Origin of the sequence: Beggiatoa alba B18LD, from assembly GCF_000245015.1 — a bacterium.
GTDB classification, from domain to species: domain Bacteria; phylum Pseudomonadota; class Gammaproteobacteria; order Beggiatoales; family Beggiatoaceae; genus Beggiatoa; species Beggiatoa alba.
Genome location: NZ_JH600070.1, coordinates 3,064,928 through 3,083,151 on the forward strand (window position 1 = coordinate 3,064,928; position 18,224 = coordinate 3,083,151).

Genomic DNA, 18,224 nt, shown 5'->3' on the forward strand with positions numbered 1-18,224 from the left:
GAATCAGGATTTTCAGGATTAAAAGATTGTCTGAATCAGAATTTTCAGAATTAACAGAATTTTCAGAATTAAAAAGACAAGAAAATTAAAAGAATAAAAAAATTATGTTTTTAATTGTTTTTAATTCTGCTAATTCTGAAAATTCTGTGAATTCTGATTCAGACAAAAAAAGACCTGTTAGGTTTTGAAAACCTAGCAGGTCTCTGTTTTATTTTATAAAACTCGCAAAACTCAAATTAACTAACATCCCCCTTCCCGTTCAATAGCTTGTAATGGCATTGGCGTAGGCGTTTGATTGCCAAGTAATCGCCATTCATAAATTGGCGTATAACTCATAATGCTTTCTACATAACTTCTTGTTTCTTTAAAGGGAATTAATTCAATCCAAACATCTGTTGGTAAACAGCCGTATTTATCCGCCCATTTGCGAGCACGGGATAATCCAGCGTTATAAGCAGCTGTGGTTAAAACAACATTATTATCTAAACGTCCTAATAAATGTCTTAAATAGCCTGTGCCTAATTGAATGTTTAATTCAGGTTGATAAATCTCTGCTTGGTTGTTAAAACTCACTTTTAACCGTTTGGCTTGTTCTGCGGCGGTTGTGGGCAAAAGTTGCATTAAGCCTAAAGCATTAGCTGATGAACGCGCATTCACGTTAAACGCGCTTTCTTGGCGGATAACAGCATAAACCCAAGCAGGGTTTAAATCTTGTTCAGATGCATAACGGATTACTGCATCATAATGTGGCGTTGGAAAACGCGCGGTTAAAGCATTAAAGGCTTTGGCTTTAGCCGCAGTTACAATGGTTTCAAAATACCAACTCCATTGATTTGCCAACGCGGTCGCAACTTTTAATTGCGCTTGCGTCATGTTTTCGGTGGCAAGTCGCCATTCTAAGCGGGCAAATTCTTCTTGTCCGACATAGTAGAGTTCTCTGGCTTTAATAATATTCAGATTTTTTTGCAGTGCTAATAATTCATTCGCGCTGACATTTAACGGTTCATCATTCAGCGCGTAGGGTTGTTTTAGCTGGTTGGCTGAGAGAAAGCCGTAATAGTCACGATGTTGGGCGAGTTTGCGATAAATGGCTTCGGCTTGTTGGACATTGCCTTGTTCAGCAAAGGCGCGGGCTTGCCAATATTCCCATGCGTTATCATCGCTATCAACTGGTGAGTACAGTGGCGCGAGTTGCAGTAAAGAATCCCAGTCTAAAGTGGCAAGACTGGCTTGTAGCGCGACTTGACGTAAGGTATCGTCAACGCTGGCTTTATTAACGGCTAATAAGCGAGTAATGGCGTTGGGCGATTCTTGCCAACTACTGCGTAACGCAAGTGTATAAGCAACATCGCTTTGTTCTTCAGCAGAAAATTGATAGCGGTCTTTTAGGGTTTGCCAGAATTGATAAGCACTGTCGGCTTCCGTGCGGGCGAGTTGTTTGATGCCGTAGCGGATAATTTCACGGGTCAACGGGGTGTCAGGATAGTTAAATGTTGCAAGCGTTGCCGTGGGATTCGCTTGCATGGTTGCCCAGCGATTGACCCATTCAAGTTCGTCTTTACTTAAGCCTTTGGCAATGCCTTGAGCTAGTTTGAAATCATTCTCAGCAATCGCATTGCGAATACGTTGCCAGCGTAACTCTTTCGTAATCTCTTGTTTATCAGCAAGGTATTTAAAAACAGGGTCACAGGCATTGGGTTGTGATTTACCGACCACCCATAAATTTTTAGCCTCGCTCAATTGTTCTGCATTTAAGGCATTTTGTTGAGTTAAAACAGCATTGAGGTAATGGCAAGCAAGTAGGCTATTATTTTGAGGGGTATATGCGCGGAGATATTGCGACCAATTTTTATCTTTAATCAGTTGATTCAGCCATGCGCGACGTAAACGCGGGGCGACAGGACTATCGGCATAACGCCCAAAAAAGGCTTGCATTTTAAGATTATCGTTCAGATGGTCACTCAGCCAATAATATTCTAAATATTGAACAATCGGATAATCTTGTAATTCTGCGATGAGACTTTGATAACGTTGGTTATCTTTAGCTTGAATGGCTTCATAGGCTTGTTGAAATTGTAGCCGTTGTTCTACCACATTAACCGCGAAAACGGGGGGGATGTTGATAAGACTAAAAATAACAAAGCCTGCTTGTTTGAACCAATGACGCATGAATTATCCTTTTATATCAATCCGCTTTTTGAAGTGTATCGGGGTGGGGTTTACGCACAATCAGGCGGGAGAAAAGCCATAAAAAGAAAAGATAAATAATCAGAAAAACAAAGGGCGCGCTAATAATCCAACCAATAAAGGCTTGTAAAATGAAAACGCCAAATTGTTCGATTAAAAAATAAAAATTGCTTTCTAATAAACGGTAAAGTAATTCTAGGGTTAAATGATTATTGGTAAAAATAATCTGTGCGCCTAATAAATTAAAGACATAAAACCCTGTAATTTGTAACGGATAAGCCAAATAATTGGCTAATTGGATAGCAACTTGATTAAGCCCAAAAAAGTAGGCAATCACCACGCATAAAACCGTCGCAACGCCTAGCATAGGCATAATGCCTAATAACACGCCCCATGCAACACATAATGCCAGTTGTGTCGGCGTAAGACCTTGTTTTAACAAGTCTAAAAATAGTGTGATGTTTTTTTGTATCCAGTTCATAAGCAGATACTCTATACCCAATGATTAACACGAAAACCGTTTATTATAAGCCGAATAGCTTAAAAACTATGCATGATGTGCATGATTTTAAACCCGTAGCCCATTATGCCCATAACGTGAAGGTGATAATAACATGACTGACGCGCTATTAACGCCACAACCGCTAGACTTAAGCCCAGAGTTTGAACAGGCTTTACATTTATTAGAAAACACTAGTTTATCGGTTTTTATTACGGGCAAAGCAGGCACAGGCAAATCGACTTTATTAAACTATTTTCGCTGTCATACCCGCAAAAAAGTGATTGTCCTCGCACCGACAGGCATCGCCGCGCTCAATGTGGATGGAATGACCCTCCATTCATTCTTTCGCCTGCCCTCTCGCCCTATTCATCCAAGCGAAATCAAAGCTATATCAGGCAAACGACGCGAGTTATACCAATCTATCGATACCCTCGTGATTGATGAAATTTCGATGGTTAGAGCCGATTTACTCGATGTTGTTGACCGATTTATGCGCCTTAATGGACGCGACCCCCTGCAACCCTTTGGCGGTGTACAAATCGTTTTCATTGGCGATTTATTCCAATTACCGCCCGTCGTGACCACCCAAGAAGAAGACCTCTTTAAAACCGTCTATCCTAGCCCGTTTTTTTTCAGTGCGAATGTGATGGAAATCCTAGATTTAACCCTGATTTCCCTAGAAAAAATTTACCGTCAACAAGAAGCCACTTTTACCCAACTCTTAAATGCCATTCGCCACAACGCAATCACAGCGAACGAATTAAATTTACTCAACACCCGCCATTTACCCGAATTTAAAGCCCCCGAATTAGCCTATTACATCACCCTTGCTACCACAAATAAACTCGCAATGGAGATTAATAACAACCACTTAGCACAACTGACTACCCCTGAACATATTTATACAGGCAAACTCACAGGGGAATTTGATGCGAAAAACACCCCAACTGACCTTGAATTAACCCTAAAAGTTGGTGCACAAGTCATGTTTGTTAAAAACGACAGTGGACAACGTTGGGTAAACGGCACACTAGGGCGTGTCATCGCGCTCTTTTCTGACTGCATTCAGGTAGAAACCAATGCAGGCGATATTTATCAAGTAGAGCCTGCAAAATGGGAAATTCTCAAATACGAATTTGATTCAAAAACCGCCCGTTTAACAACCAACGTGATAGGCTCATTTACGCAATACCCGCTCCGCCTTGCATGGGCAATGACCATACACAAAAGTCAGGGAAAAACCTTTAACAACGTCGTTATAGAACTCGGACGTGGCGCATTTGCACATGGACAACTCTACGTAGCACTTAGCCGTTGTCGTACCCTAGACGGTTTAATTCTCCGCAAACCTATCCGCATGAGTGATGTTATTGTTGATGAACGGGTTATTCACTTTTTTGAACGTTTAAAACCATGATGACAACCCCAGAAATCAATAGCAATGCCAATATTCTATTGACCGGAGAAACCCTTATTTGTCAAGGAGATTGGACGCTAAACGGACTCGGCAAACTAGAAAACGCGCTGAATAAACTCACCTTTCCCATGCTGACCCATCTCCGCATCGACGGGCAAGCCGTGCAAGCCCTAGACACAGCGGGCGCGTGTCTCCTCTGTAGCCTGCATCAACGCCTACAAGCACAAGGAAAAGCCGTAGAATTCACCCGCTTCAACTCAGAACAACAACAACTGATTAATCTCGCACAAGATTATGCCGATAACATCGCCCCCCTGCCACCGCCTGAGCAAGGATTATTCCTAGAAGACATCGGGCGACAAGTCTGGCGGGGTTTAAACGAGATTTACCATTTTCTCGCCTTTGTTGGAGAAGTCAGTATCGGCTTATGGGTTGCCTTACTACAACCGCACCGCATCCGCTGGCAAGCGGTTTTTGCCACCCTCTACAGCTCAGGTGTAACCGCGCTACCCATTGTCGGCTTAATGTCGTTTCTCATGGGCATTGTGATTGCCTACCAAGGCGGACAACAGCTAAAAATCTATGGTGCGAATATCCTTGTTGTTAATCTGGTCGGCGTGACACTATTACGAGTTTTATCCCCCCTACTCACCGCTATCATGGTCGCAGGGCGTAGTGGTTCTGCCTACACGGCTCAAATTGGTACGATGCACGTCACCGATGAAATCGACGCGCTAAGAACCTTAGGCATTGCCCCCCTAGATTTATTAGTAATTCCGAAAATTATTGCCCTTGTCATCGCCCTGCCACTCCTTACAGCATATGCGGATATTATGGGCTTATTCGGTGGAATGTTAATTTCACAATTAACGCTAGATGTCAGTTTCAGCGACTTTTTAGAACGTTTACCGAAAGCTGTTCCTATTCATCACTACCTCATTGGAATTGGAAAAACGGTTGTTTACGCGATGATTATTGCGATTGTTGGCTGTTATCAAGGTTTTCAAACCAAAGGCGGCGCGGACAGCGTCGGGCGACAAGTGACTATCAGCGTTGTACAAGCGATTTTTCTAGTCATGCTCGCTGAAGCAATCTTTTCCGTGATATTTAGCTGGGTGGGGGTTTAGTTCAATAACCTGAGTTCGGCGAATTTCTTTTAAAAAGACAACAGCTTGTCTGAATCAGGATTTTCAGGATTAAAAGATTGTCTGAATCAGAATTTTCAGAATTAACAGAATTTTCAGAATTAAAAAGACAAGAAAATTAAAAGAATAAAAAATTATGTTTTTAATTGTTTTTAATTCTGAAAATTCTGTTAATTCTGATTCAGACAAAAAAAGACCTACTAAGTTTTGAAAACCTAGTAGGTCTCTGTTTTACTTTATAAAACTCGCCGAACTCAGGTTAGCGTAGCGTATTCCACCATTTCCACCATGAAACTCTGCAAAAGTTGAGAATACGAAAAGGACTGCCAGTTTTGATTCTGACTGTTAAATATCCTCTTCCCATTTTATCAACTGCTTTAATAAGCCATAAGCCATCAAATATTCCGCATTATCTGTTGCATGAAGTTCAAGGGCTAATAGCAAGAGAATAATGGCTTTTTCGCGTTGTCCGTCGGCAGCCGCCGCACCCGCTAAGAAATAATAAATTTCATTACGGCGTAAATCGCTAGTCATATAAGCGGTAAGACTCTCTATCGGTTCATCGCCTAGCAACGCACGGACTTTTTTCCCTACCCATTCATCTTGATCCTCTAAATTTTTAAAAGACTCCAGAATAAAGGCTTTATCCGCCTCACTGTGTTTTGAACCAAATCGCCACGCAATGGCTAACATCACTAAACTCGTTCCCCCTGCGCGACTGCCGTTATAACTCTGATGCAAGGCTTTATTCACGGTAAAAGCTAAATCGTAATGTCCAAATTTAATCAAATCTGCACCGACTAATTCCAACATACGGAAATGCACCAATTTATAAGTTTTAATCAAATCCGCTAACCGTTCCTCTACATCTGGCGCGCCACTTTTTACTAACGCATCAATATACTGACCCGCATAATAAAACGGCATATCCTTTTTTAATTCCCCTTGCATCCGAGAAGACAAACGTTTTAACAGACTAATTTCGAGTTGATGTAACCCTTTTTGACGATAATAGTCTGCAAGGAATGACAAAATCGTATTTTCACTGTCTTTACCTTTGTCTTTTCCTTTAGTCCGCATCGCTATATCAATGGCTTGTTCAGGTTTACCTTCCGCTTGATAATAATCAATTAACTCACTACAAAAGTAACAAGGTTCTTGATAAGAAAGATACTTTTTAAACGTTGCTACCGCCTTATCTACTTCCTGATGACGTAAATAAAATAAGCCTAATTCAGTAACTGCAAAACCTTGCGGATAACGCTCAACCGCTTGTTGATATAAAGTTTCTGCATTTGCTTTTTTAAGCTGTTCACTGGCTTTGGCAATACCAACTAACGCAGCTGCCTGCCCACCATCTTTGGCAGAAATTAAATAACTTTTATACGCGCCTTGATAGTCCTTTTGTAGTAATTGGACTTTACCCATTCGATTAATAACAGAGTACCTTGAAAGCGGTTCAATATCTTGTGTTAAAAACTGTTTCGAAAGCGCAATTGCTTTTTCATAAGTTTTGTTTTGAATATATAACTCAGTGACTTTGTTATAGGCTGAAAAGCTGCTTGGTGAAGCCGCCAGTGCTTGCTCATAAAAGCGTAACGCAGAGGCTGTATCGTTTTTCTCCGATGATGCCCAATAATCCCCCACGAGGTTAAAAAAGGCATAACTATCCCCTAGTACAGCATGTGCCTCTTCGATAACACTGTCTTTTTTATTTAACACAAGGGCTAATCGCCATACATCAGGATTATAAGGGTCTATTTTCTTTAAGTTATCGAAATAACGCTGTATAACAGGCTCGTACATAAATACCTGATAAAAAATAATATTTGATAACAATCCTCGTGCATTAGTAATACTTTGCTGACGGTATTTATTTAACCATGCGATTAAATTTGGGTAATACTGCCAAAATTGACGTAAATATGAAGTTGTAGCGACAACGGCATAAAGACCATAACGATCTAATTTTGCCTGATACGCTTTTTCAAACAGCTCATTGATTTTGGGAAATTCGCTGGTCATGCTAAATTGCAAAGAATAAGCAAGTGGCGAATCAGGATAATAAGTTGTAATCACCTTATAAACGCGCATCGCTTCATCAGGTCGCCCTAACATATTAGATTCTAAATTGAGCCATTTAGTCGCTGCATTTTGCATGTCTAGTTCAATGATTTTTCTTAATAAATCCGCAGAGAAAAAGGCGGTTTCTTTTTGTAACGCGCTGGCTTTTTTAAGCTGTTGTTGTTGAATCTCAATTATGTTTGATAATGCGGGCTGTTCGTTGCTTGCTATCTTAAATAAGGCAAGCATCTTATCGAACAACGTTGACGGCGGGACACCAAAAAAAGTCTGCAATAAAGCGGATTGCTGTTCTAACAAACGGCGAAAATATTCTGGCGTAAAGTGTCGTTGTATCCCTACAGAACCTATTGCAATGGCATATTCTAAGCCGATTAAAAATGAAGGCTCGCTATTTTCCAAAAAGGCAAGCAGATATTGATGCGATACGTTACCCTCGCCATGCTTGCTATAATAACGCATTAATAAATAAAGATTTAATGCATCATTCGGCTGTTTTTTTAAGATTTCTGTTTCATGACGGATAAACGCTTGTAACTGAGTCATTCGGCTCATTTCGCGTTTATCAGTCACTGTTTGCGCTTGCCACGCATTTAATGCCATTGCAGGATAATCTAAGGCAAACAATAACAAACCGCGCTGATAACTATCACGGGGCAAACTCGCCTTAAAAGCTTGTGCTAATAAATAACTTGCAGTCGCCTGCGTCGCAAATTCATCCGACAACTGCAAATTATTTTGCGTCGATTTAAAAAATGCTAACCATGACCATAACTCACTAATCGTCAACAAATTAGCGGGCGATGCTTTACCCGCGAGCATTTGCTGTTCTACGGTCTGCATGGTGGTAAAAATTTTTTCATAATCAAAATCTTTAAAGAGATTATCTAACTGAAAATCATACGATTCACTGCCAAGCTGTAAAACAGCAGGAAAATCGCGCGTAACTCCCACCATAACGTTAGTTAATTCACTGAGATTTTTATCAATTTCCTCTGCTTTTGTCGAAAGCGTTGCTTGATACGATTTAATATTCGACGTATTCCCTTGTTTCACTTGATAAGTAATCAAATAACGCCATTCATCTAACTGCTTACTGTCATAGCGAATTTGTAACAAATCCTCTTTTAAAAACAACTTACTGTATTGCAAAACGGCAATAATCCCCCCTTGCACAAAGCGGGCATCAAATGGCAAGGCATAAGACAACTGAAAATCTGCAATTATCTCATCAGGCGTTTTAGCAACCGCTAATGTTGGCAAGTTAGATGTTTTTTGTGGGGCATCAAAGGGCAGATAAGGCACTACTATTGACTCGATATAAGCCGTTATTTGATTTTTATACGGATTATCAATGGTCACCAAACCTGCGAATAAGCCGATTAAAGTCAATAATATCAACCAAACAGGATGGACACGAAAAGCCCTTGTTGGGGTGGGCGTTGCGTCGCTTGACGTTACCGTTTTCACGGTTTGAGTCGGCAGGCTTAAACCTTTAGCGTAAGACCGCTTGTCATAAACCAAATTGGTTCTAATCTTACGTAACCGTTTGGCTAATAAATGGAAATCACTATTTAAAATTTCTAAAACGAAATTCGATGGAATATTTAACTGATTGATTAATTTATCCCGCAATTGCTTATCAGACGACGCGGAACGCAATCCAAAAGTCCTTTTAATCCCAATCACATATAAAGGATGTTCAGGCAAATACTGTACATTTTTCCGCCCAATATAAACCCGCTTAATGGTTGGCTCTTGCGCAAATTGTTCCGCAAGGGCTTGGATTTGTTCCTCTGTTAAATGATGTGCAAGTAAAACCTCATTTTGTCGTACAAATTGCCGTTCTGCATACGCTCGTTGTTCTAATAAGGCTCGCTCTTCTGCCAACTGCTGATAACGTACTGCCTTGTCTTTTTGCTGTTGTTTTTCGAAAAATTGTGCAATCAAGCCATAACCATCAATTAACCAACGTGGCTCTTGCTCAACCGCTTTTTCAATACAAGTAACGCCTTTTTCTTGTTGATTCTCTAAAAGAATCCGCCCAACTTGATAATAAGCCGCTGTAGAAAATTCAGCGTCATTTAACAAGCGTTTATATAAAGGAAATGCTTGTTTATCGCCTTCAATTTCTGCGGTTGTCTGTGCTAATAGCCATAACTCCCTTGATTGCAAAGGGTCTTGCTTTTCCTGAGCCTGTAAAATTTCTAATAATTGTGCAGATTCCTGCAAATGCAAATGGCGTGCTTGCCACTGCTCGCTGATATTCTCCTGCCATTGTTGATTAAATTGTGTTTGTAAAACTGCCAAATGTGATTTAAGTAATACATCCGCAGCGGTTTCCGTAACAGGCTTAGGAATCACGGCGGTTTCACCCAGTGCGGCTAAACGGTCTTTTAACGCGGGATGCGTGTCTTCTATCCCTGTTTCAATGTCTAACTCATCCTCCAACCACTGCGAAACTAACGCAGATTGGCTATAACTTTGTGTTAATGCCTTGGGGAGTAAAGGATATAACGCGGGAGGTGTAGGCTTTTTATCCGCCAATTTATACAAATTTTTCCAAAACTTTTCTTCTAAAAATTGCCCTTGAATAGAACTATTAATCAATGCTTCTGCTGTTGTGCGAGACCCCACCACATCCGCCGATGCGCGGTCGGCTTCATACTCATTCGCCCGTGCTAACACAAAACTATACGCAGAAAAAAATGGAATATACCAATTAAAAAATCGCCGAAATAAAACCATGCCCCAACTATCATTTTGTGCAAGGACATCCATCAAGCGATACCACGATTGCCGAATACGATAAATCCACGAACCAAATTTATTATGTGCGCCTGACAAATGCCCATATTCATGCGCTAAGACCGCCGTAAATTGTTCAGGCGACAGCGCGTGCATAAATGGTAAACCAATCAATAAATAATTCTTTTGCCAGCCAAAAATCCCAAGACGCGGACGTTGCATAATGCCCGCATTAAACCGATTATCGACCAAAACTTGATGAATCTTAGGCCCTTTTAACTGCTGACGAATATCATCTAATACGTCAAATAAAGCAGGAACTTGCTGACGTTTTAAAGGAATACCATCAGGGGGAGGCAAACGTACCCACAAGGCTTGAAAGACAAACACAATAACAATGAAAAGCCCGATAATAAATTTGGCAAATAATGCAGCGTGATGGCTAACAATAGCTAAATAAATCAACGCGCCTAAACCAAGAAATAACAAGGCAATTATCAAAAACACATAGGCATAACCTAAACCCGCCAACAACGCGACCCGCAACTTATATTTCTGCGGATATTCCTTTGCAAAAACCGTTAACCGCTCGACGAGGGCGTTAAATTCTGCTTTTTCCATAAGTTCACTACCTTGATTATTAAAGTTTTTTAGTTAGGCATGAATCATGACAAAATAACACTTCATTTTCAAGGGGTTTTATAACAACTAAATTTAAACAAGCTGAACACAAGAATAGTGATAATGTAGAAAATGCCTATATTTATTAAAATAACCGCCAGTTTTAGCTTTGACGCAATCCGAGAAATCACAATGTCCCGTTATATCAATCCTTATACTGATTTTGGTTTTAAAAAACTCTTTGGCGAAGAAGCAAACAAAGACTTATTAATCGACTTCTTAAACCAACTACTCCCCGCCCACCACCAAATTCAAACCCTACAATTTAAAAATACCGAAAAACTCCCCCTCTACGCCGAAGACCGCAAAGCCTTCTTTGATGTTTACTGCACCAGTCCTAACGGCGAAAAATTCATCGTTGAAATGCAACGCGCCCGCATGGATTACTTCAAAGACCGCGCCTTGTTTTACGTCACTTTCCCCATTCAAGAACAAGCCAAAAAAGGCGTATGGAACTTTAAACTTTCTGCGGTTTACTTCATCGCTATCTTAGACTGCTTTATTGAAGAAGCTCCTGAAGCAACTGACTTTCGCCAAGATGTCAGCTTAAAAAACCAACACGGACAAATTTTCTACGACAAACTTCATTTCTGCTTTTTACAAATGCCTTTATTCAATAAAAAGGCGGAGGAGTTAGAAAATCACTTTGAAAAATGGATTTACTTTTTAAAAAACCTAGCGAATTTAGAAGAGATACCGAGAATATTAAACGAACCTGTTTTTAAGAAAGCGTTTGAAATTGCGGAGCTATCGAATTTAAAACCGCGACAAGCGCAACAATATCGCCGTAGTTTAATGAATTACTGGTCGAACAATGCAGTGATAAACACCGCTTTTGAAGATGGCAAGGCGGAGGGGTTAGTCGAAGGGATAACGCAAGGCGAGGTCAACTTATTACGCAAATTACTAGAAAAGCGTTTCGGTCAATTACCGCAACACATTCAAGAAAAATTAGCGCAAGCCTCAGCGCAACAATTGGAAGGTTGGACAGATAAACTTTTAGAAATTCAACAACTAGAAGAGCTTTTTAAATCCTAAATTAATCTGAGTTCGGCGAGTTTCTTTTAAAAAGACAACAGATTGAATGTTGTAGGGTGGAATAGCGAAGCGTATTCCACCTTGAAATTCTGCAAAAACTGAGCAAAAACTGATTATAAATCGTATGGTGGAATACGCTTTGCTATTCCACCCTACATTTTTTTGTGAATCAGGATTCAAAAGCGCGTGCCTACTAAGGTGCCCACGGCATTATTTGCCGCATTCCCTGCATGACTGGTGAAACTGTGTGTGACATCGCACCGACATCACGACTCATATAACGCACACCATAATCCATTGAAACAGTTGCATTACGCATAACTCGCATATCTTCCGACATCGTGTGCATATCGCCCGACATTAGTCCCATGTTGCCAGACATTGTTTGCATATTTCCTGACATGCCATGCATATCGCCTTGCATCGCCGCCATATTCACCGACATCGTACTCATATCCGTTGACATCTGTTGCATATTAACACTCATGACAGACATATTATTTGCCATTGTCGCCATATTGCTATGCATAGAATTCATATAAGTTTCCATTTTTCCCATATTCAACGACATACTTTGCATGGCATTTTCCATTACATTAATCGTGCGATACAAATTGATACCAATCAAAACCGCTATGATAGTAATTGGAATCAATAAAAACATAATCAACCGATGGCGTTTTTCACTGGCTTCATGTCGTTCAACCTGTGCACGGTGTTTCTTTTCCTGCAACCGCATGGCTTGCGCTTGCCGAATGTCTCGCCGTTGATTTTGCTCTTCAAGACGTGTAAAGGCTTGTTGCAAACCATCAACTAACGCCGTAATCGCTAAACGGGTTTCTTGACTAGATTCTGTCACTTGAGGGGTAGATTCTGTGCTCATTGCTCATTGACCGCCTATGGGTTATGTCGTTGGGTTAATTAATTGCGCAAATTATGCTTAAAACGCGATTACCTCGCCAAACTCAGTTTAATCACAAATTAACGTCCTACCAAGCCTAACGAGCAAATAACCTGCGGTTCTTGCAAACTAACTGACTCATGCACAATACATAAACGCTTTTCATGAAACCGCAATATTAAATACTCGATTAACTCCTCATCACTCACCTGATGACGATACTTATAATGTAACTCTTCTTTTATTTCAGGATACAAAGGATAACTATTTAATAACTCTAAAATTTCAGGCAATTCAGGATAAAATAACAACAATTGTTCACTCACTAATGCTTTTAACTGATTGTAAACTTTAAACTTAATTCCTCTTAAATTCCCCGCGCCACTGCCTGCGTTATCATCATCATCCCCCATTAATGTCTGAACCGTGGTTTTAACTAACTCAAAATGAGCTTCAGGACGTGCAAGTGCAGGCGTATCAGGGCGACAACTGGCAATTGTTAAAATTGCTTTTGGCGAATCCGTCACAATCTTGCCCGACGCATCAATAAACGCCAACGCATCGCCCCCCATCGGCGTATTTAAATACACAACCGCCCCCGCTTCTGTATGCGCTTTAGCCGTATGAATATGAGGCGGTAAACGCGGAATTTTATATTTTAAATCAGGATTATCCTTAATCGCTTTTGTCCAAATCGCATAAGCCTCAGAAATTAAATCGACCTCGTGGTCAACCTCATCATCTAAACTGCCTGCTTTTTCATGATACAAATTCACTAACAGCGTTGATTGCGTCTCATCCTCAAAAAAGGCTTCATCTGTGCCAATCACTTCCGCATTTTCCTGTAACCGTAAACGCAAACGCTGGCGCAAATTAATCAAACTCTCTACCCCTTCGGCAGGCAAAAACGAATAACACAAAATTTCACTATTCTGCTGTCCAATTCTATCCACCCGCCCAACCCGCTGAATTAATCGCACAATTGCCCACGGCAAATCATAATTCACTACAATCGACGCATCTTGTAAATTTTGCCCCTCCGATAACACATCGGTTGCAATTAATACCCTGATTTCATTTTCTATTTTATCCGTCTTACCATGACTAACAGGACTAAATCGACGCGCAAACTCACTCGGGTTATCACTCTGTCCTGTCACAGCTTCAACACCTAAAACCCCTTTATTTTTAAAAAATTGGGCGAGATAAAGTGCTGTATCTGCAAACTGCGTAAATACTAAAATCTTTTCTGTTGGATGCAATTCAGTGATTAAATGCACTAACGTTGCTAATTTAGCATCTTGCTGATAATTCACCTGCCCACAACGCTGTAAAATACTTAATAACTGCATCGCATCCGCGTTTAAATGCTCACTTAACAAACCCGAAAAATGCTTTGCGGCTAACCAACGAAACCGCCCTTTTACCTGCTGATAATCCCCATATAACGCCACTGCCCGCTGTTTTAACGCACTTAATGACCACGTATCGACTAACTCATTTTCAACAACGGTATCGCCATCATTTTCAATATCTCCCGCTGATTTATGCAAAAAATCAACATCATTATCAGCCACTTGTGCATCAAAATTTGTCACCGCTAACGGCTCAGTTCCCAACGGCACAGGCAATTGATTTTCTAGCGCGTGCAACATCACAAAATTACGTAAGACATGCCGTTCAACCGAATACAAAAATGCTGATTCACTACTTTCTAAACGTTTAAATAAATTAGTACGGCAAAACCCCATTAAACGCTTACCACCCCGATTTAAGTCACGGATAATTTTCTCTTCTTCCGTTGTCATATCTACCGTAGGCACTAAATATTTTACATCCCCCAACCCATAACGTGGCAAATACAACTGACTTAATAAATCAACGGTTTCCTGTGCATACAAATGCCCATAAGCCGTATGCGAACCCACAGAAAAAGTTAGCGTTTTCGGCTTCCGTATTGGAAAATAAGCCCGTTCTTGATTTTCTAACAATAAATAAGAAAGCTGTCTCTCCGTGTCGAATAACGTGTAATTTTCTTGGATAAAACTACGGGTACGACGTACCATATAAAGACGCATTAACTCCCGCCAATCATCAGGATAAGGACTCAGCGTAAATGCCGCTAAAGAATATTCACCATGTTCTTTTAAACGCCGTTTTTCATCCTTAGTCGCCTTTTTTAATAAAACTTCAGGGCGAATCCCTAAATTCTTATCCACAGGAACAAATAACCCCAACTGATTGGCAAGGTCTTCATAAGTCTTATTATAAGGGGTTGCAGACAGTAAAATAACCTTACTATCATTTTTCGCCAAATACTCACGAATTGCTTTATAACGTTTGCCTTCTTTATTCCGTAAATTATGGCTTTCATCAATAATCACCAAATGATAACGCTTTAAATCAGGCAAGGCGTTAATCACTTCAGAAAGGGATAAAACATGACTCATTTTTAAAAAACGGTCACAATAGCCTGTTTTCCACATACTCACGAGATTTTTAGGACAAATGATTAACGTTTCTAAACGATGCACTTCCTCAAAAATTTTCGCCAAGACCGTCGCCATCATGGTTTTACCCAAGCCGACCACATCCGCCAACAATACCCCGCCCCGCTGTGCCAAATGACGTGCGGCTAACTTAACGGCAGTGACTTGATAAGGAAATAATTTTTTACGAAAATCGCGCGGGATTTCGAACTCATTTAAACTAATTCGCGCTTCTTGTGATAAATGATAAGCAATTTTTAAATAAACCTCGTAAGGCGTTACCGCTTGTTCAACCCAACTTTGTTCAATTAATTCAATCAAACGTTGTGAAATATCTTCACAATACCTTGTTTCCCAACGTTCATTAAACCACGCAATTAATTTTTCTCCGACTTCAGAGCCTTCAACATCAACGTTTAATTCTCCCTGCCCTGATAACCCTGAATGGGTTAAATTGCTACTGCCTAAATAACTGATTAATGGCTTAAAATCATCTTCACGGAACAATAAATATAATTTTGCGTGTAGGGAATGTTTCAGAAATAAGCGGATTTTTAATTTTTCTGTTTTTAACTGCTCGACCAACTGTTTTAATTGCTTTTCGAGCCGATTGGAAGGAATAGAACGGATTAACTGTTCATAAAATTCAGTCATGACGACATTTAATAATTTTTTTCTTTCTGACGGGTCGGGCGTTTCCTCATCTCTTAACCCGTAACGCACGCGCCAACTGGGGATATTTGCCTGAGCCTGAGCCATACCGATTAAAACACGGCAACATTTCCCCTCGCCACCCTCTAATTTATCCACATAATCCGCAAGATGCGCCCAACCGCCTAGATTAAAATAACCGATACAGAAATCAGCCCGATAAGCAACCGCAAGGCTTTTTTGCAAAATCGGGAGAAGTTTTTCATTGATATTGTCGAATAGAGTTGTCATAGGGGTATCTCATTGATTTTTTAAAAAAGACTGTCTGAACCAGAATTTTCAGGATTAAAAGATTGTCTGAACCAGAATTTTCAGAATTAACAGAATTTCCAGAATTAAAAAGATAAGAAAATTAAAAGAATAAAAAAATTATGTTTTTAATCCTGTATTAAACACTGTCTGAATCAGAATTTTCAGGATTAAAAGATTGTCTGAATCAGAATTTTCAGAATTAACAGAATTTCCAGAATTAAAAAGACAAGAAAATTAAAAGAATAAAAAATTATGTTTTTAATTGTTTTTAATTCTGCTAATTCTGGAAATTCTGTGAATTCTGATTCAGACAGTCTTTACAATCTTCAAACGCTCAATTTGACATTATCTAATTAGATAATAAACTGTCCTCATAATACATAATAGATGGTCAAATGAAAAAAGGTTATTTCATGAAGATACTCGCTTGTTTAGTTTCTGATGTTGACAATAATATGATTGCACCGTTTTTAGAGTACATGATTCTTTATAATAAATTAGATGGTGAAACGAAAGAACAAGAAAAACAGCGTACAAAGCAAGTTGCACAGATACAAGATACGATTAAATTTCTTTGGGAGCATAACGGGGCAATGAATCTTCCTCCGTTAGTATAACCTTATAAAAACTGTGAAGTTAGCATTATTAAAATTAGTCTTGCTGATAAATTAGTCAGAATTGCATTTAAAACTATTGAAAATGAAATTTTATTGTTAAATGTGGTTGAGAAACCAAAACGTTATGAAAAAGCACTAAAAGCGAAAATTGACAAAGAAATTCAACTATTTTTAGATGATGCAGAGCAATATTTAGCCTTTTATTTAAAAAACCGTCATAGTATTGACATCACAGAAAAAGCAATCTCTTAGAGAATACTTTTTCAGCCCTACAATGAGATGTTGTGGGGCTATGGCTTAACAAGAGAGATTCTTGATTATGAAAGTAAAAGATTATTCTGCCGTTTTGGTAACTTTAGACGAAGTTAAACAACATCCTAAATATCAAGCGTATGTTGATGAGAATCGAGCACGTCTTCATTTAGCGGAAATCATTCACAATGCACGGGTTGCACATCATTTAAGTATGAAAGAGTTGGCAGAGAAAGCACACACAACGCCCGCCGTGATTAGTCGTATAGAAAACGCCCAAGTTTCAGCAGGTATTGATGTTATTTATAAAATAGTTAAAGCATTGGGAATGAATAAGTTAGTGCTTGAGTTTTGAGCGTTGGTTTATCAGAATCAGGATTTAAAACACTGTCTGAATCAGAATTTTCAGAATTAACAGAATTTCCAGAATTAAAAAGATAAGAAAATTAAAAGAATAAAAAATTATGTTTTTAATTGTTTTTAATTCTGCTAATTCTGGAAATTCTGTGAATTCTGATTCAGACAGTCTTTAATCCTGATTCAGACAGCGTTTAATCCCTAAATTTCTCCAGCACGCCCCGTTTCACTTCCTCCGCGACTAACGGGAAAGTGTTTAAAATATGAGTTAATTCTTCGTCAGTTAAACCATAAAGATGGGCGATTAAGGCATCGAGTTCGGCGCGGAGTTGGGCGCGTTGGGTGGGGTCGGTTTGTCCTTGCAGGTCTTTAAACCCTGTCGCGTTTAGTTCGGCGCGTAAGTCGTCGTAGTCGGGTGTGGTGCAGATAAGTTGCGCGGTTCGGCGGACGATTTCGTTAAATATCGGGTCGGTTGCGGTTAGGCGAGGAATAACCAGTTGATAGACATAAAACATATTGCAATGTGCAGTCACTTTTTGGCGAATTAACCAATCAATAACAAAACTATTAAACAGTGCAACTATAAATAACAACATTTTGTTTTCTTTAGGTTGTATAGAGTTAATTAGCGTATTTCCTAAAAAAATATTTTTAGGCAAAACAGTTGCAATCATTGTTCTTTCATTCGTACTACTCGCAACATCACGAAATCCTATCCGAAACCCCTGATAATCCAGTTTTTGCCCTGTATCTGTTTCTTTTCCCAGTAAAACCTTTCTAGCTTCTTGTTCATCAACCCAATAACGCGGTTCACCCCACAAATGCGTAAATTGATGAATCATTTT

General features: G+C 39.6%; 11 protein-coding genes and 1 pseudogene. 6 read left to right on the top strand and 6 right to left on the bottom strand.

What is annotated here, in order from left to right; genetic code table 11:
• Positions 1-240: 240 nt before the first annotated feature.
• Both BEGALDRAFT_RS12460 and BEGALDRAFT_RS18370 read right to left on the bottom strand, forming a co-directional pair.
• Positions 241-2,169 (bottom strand): transglycosylase SLT domain-containing protein, encoded by a 1,929-nt coding sequence (locus tag BEGALDRAFT_RS12460; protein WP_002690486.1) that lies wholly within the window; start codon positions 2,167-2,169, stop codon positions 241-243.
• 16 nt (positions 2,170-2,185) lie between these two features.
• Positions 2,186-2,668, bottom strand: coding sequence for a DUF2062 domain-containing protein (locus tag BEGALDRAFT_RS18370; protein WP_002690488.1), 483 nt, complete (start codon positions 2,666-2,668; stop codon positions 2,186-2,188).
• Between the two features lie 133 nt (positions 2,669-2,801).
• Between BEGALDRAFT_RS18370 and BEGALDRAFT_RS12470 the strand changes: the two genes are divergently transcribed.
• Positions 2,802-4,106: an ATP-dependent DNA helicase gene (locus BEGALDRAFT_RS12470; protein WP_002690490.1), complete on the top strand. Its 1,305-nt coding sequence runs from the start codon at positions 2,802-2,804 to the stop codon at positions 4,104-4,106.
• Positions 4,103-5,233 carry an ABC transporter permease gene (locus BEGALDRAFT_RS12475; protein WP_002690492.1) on the top strand — a complete coding sequence of 377 codons (1,131 nt, stop codon included), beginning with the start codon at positions 4,103-4,105 and terminating at the stop codon, positions 5,231-5,233. Before BEGALDRAFT_RS12470 ends, BEGALDRAFT_RS12475 begins: the two co-directional genes overlap by 4 nt.
• A gap of 363 nt (positions 5,234-5,596) precedes the next feature.
• Here BEGALDRAFT_RS12475 and BEGALDRAFT_RS12480 read toward each other — a convergent pair whose 3' ends face one another.
• On the bottom strand, positions 5,597-10,702 hold the full coding sequence (locus tag BEGALDRAFT_RS12480) for a M48 family metalloprotease (protein ID WP_002690494.1): 5,106 nt from the start codon (positions 10,700-10,702) through the stop codon (positions 5,597-5,599).
• Positions 10,703-10,894: 192 nt separating this feature from the next.
• Between BEGALDRAFT_RS12480 and BEGALDRAFT_RS12485 the strand changes: the two genes are divergently transcribed.
• Positions 10,895-11,800 (top strand): Rpn family recombination-promoting nuclease/putative transposase, encoded by a 906-nt coding sequence (locus BEGALDRAFT_RS12485; protein ID WP_002690496.1) that lies wholly within the window; start codon positions 10,895-10,897, stop codon positions 11,798-11,800.
• A 193-nt stretch (positions 11,801-11,993) separates the two neighbouring features.
• On the opposite strand, the gene BEGALDRAFT_RS12490 is transcribed toward BEGALDRAFT_RS12485, so the two are convergent.
• Positions 11,994-12,683 carry a hypothetical protein gene (locus BEGALDRAFT_RS12490; RefSeq protein ID WP_002690500.1) on the bottom strand — a complete coding sequence of 230 codons (690 nt, stop codon included), beginning with the start codon at positions 12,681-12,683 and terminating at the stop codon, positions 11,994-11,996.
• A gap of 98 nt (positions 12,684-12,781) precedes the next feature.
• A complete protein-coding gene (locus BEGALDRAFT_RS12495; protein WP_002690501.1) occupies positions 12,782-16,132 on the bottom strand; it encodes a helicase-related protein in 3,351 nt (1,116 codons plus the stop codon).
• A 434-nt stretch (positions 16,133-16,566) separates the two neighbouring features.
• Here BEGALDRAFT_RS12495 and BEGALDRAFT_RS12500 point away from each other — a divergent pair, with 434 nt between their 5' ends.
• The 3 genes from BEGALDRAFT_RS12500 (at position 16,567) to BEGALDRAFT_RS12505 (ending at position 17,377) form a co-directional block, all read left to right on the top strand.
• Entirely contained in the window at positions 16,567-16,770 is a 204-nt protein-coding gene (locus tag BEGALDRAFT_RS12500; protein WP_002690503.1) for a hypothetical protein, read from the top strand.
• A gap of 93 nt (positions 16,771-16,863) precedes the next feature.
• The gene (locus BEGALDRAFT_RS19220) at positions 16,864-17,022 is read left to right on the top strand and encodes a hypothetical protein (protein ID WP_157237588.1); all 159 of its coding nucleotides are present in this window, start codon (positions 16,864-16,866) and stop codon (positions 17,020-17,022) included.
• A 67-nt stretch (positions 17,023-17,089) separates the two neighbouring features.
• Positions 17,090-17,377 carry a helix-turn-helix domain-containing protein gene (locus BEGALDRAFT_RS12505; RefSeq protein ID WP_002690505.1) on the top strand — a complete coding sequence of 96 codons (288 nt, stop codon included), beginning with the start codon at positions 17,090-17,092 and terminating at the stop codon, positions 17,375-17,377.
• A 196-nt stretch (positions 17,378-17,573) separates the two neighbouring features.
• Here the strand turns inward: BEGALDRAFT_RS12505 and BEGALDRAFT_RS12510 are convergent.
• Positions 17,574-18,224, bottom strand: a pseudogene (locus BEGALDRAFT_RS12510) (Eco57I restriction-modification methylase domain-containing protein); the annotation flags it as partial.

What these genes read in the sequence shown, in the direction of transcription:
- BEGALDRAFT_RS12460 (WP_002690486.1), bottom strand. Translation starts at nt 2,169, where the DNA reads ATGCGTCATTGGTTCAAACAAGCAGGCTTTGTTATTTTTAGTCTTATC.
- BEGALDRAFT_RS18370 (WP_002690488.1), bottom strand. Translation starts at nt 2,668, where the DNA reads ATGAACTGGATACAAAAAAACATCACACTATTTTTAGACTTGTTAAAA.
- BEGALDRAFT_RS12470 (WP_002690490.1), top strand. Translation starts at nt 2,802, where the DNA reads ATGACTGACGCGCTATTAACGCCACAACCGCTAGACTTAAGCCCAGAG.
- BEGALDRAFT_RS12475 (WP_002690492.1), top strand. Translation starts at nt 4,103, where the DNA reads ATGATGACAACCCCAGAAATCAATAGCAATGCCAATATTCTATTGACC.
- BEGALDRAFT_RS12480 (WP_002690494.1), bottom strand. Translation starts at nt 10,702, where the DNA reads ATGGAAAAAGCAGAATTTAACGCCCTCGTCGAGCGGTTAACGGTTTTT.
- BEGALDRAFT_RS12485 (WP_002690496.1), top strand. Translation starts at nt 10,895, where the DNA reads ATGTCCCGTTATATCAATCCTTATACTGATTTTGGTTTTAAAAAACTC.
- BEGALDRAFT_RS12490 (WP_002690500.1), bottom strand. Translation starts at nt 12,683, where the DNA reads ATGAGCACAGAATCTACCCCTCAAGTGACAGAATCTAGTCAAGAAACC.
- BEGALDRAFT_RS12495 (WP_002690501.1), bottom strand. Translation starts at nt 16,132, where the DNA reads ATGACAACTCTATTCGACAATATCAATGAAAAACTTCTCCCGATTTTG.
- BEGALDRAFT_RS12500 (WP_002690503.1), top strand. Translation starts at nt 16,567, where the DNA reads ATGAAGATACTCGCTTGTTTAGTTTCTGATGTTGACAATAATATGATT.
- BEGALDRAFT_RS12505 (WP_002690505.1), top strand. Translation starts at nt 17,090, where the DNA reads ATGAAAGTAAAAGATTATTCTGCCGTTTTGGTAACTTTAGACGAAGTT.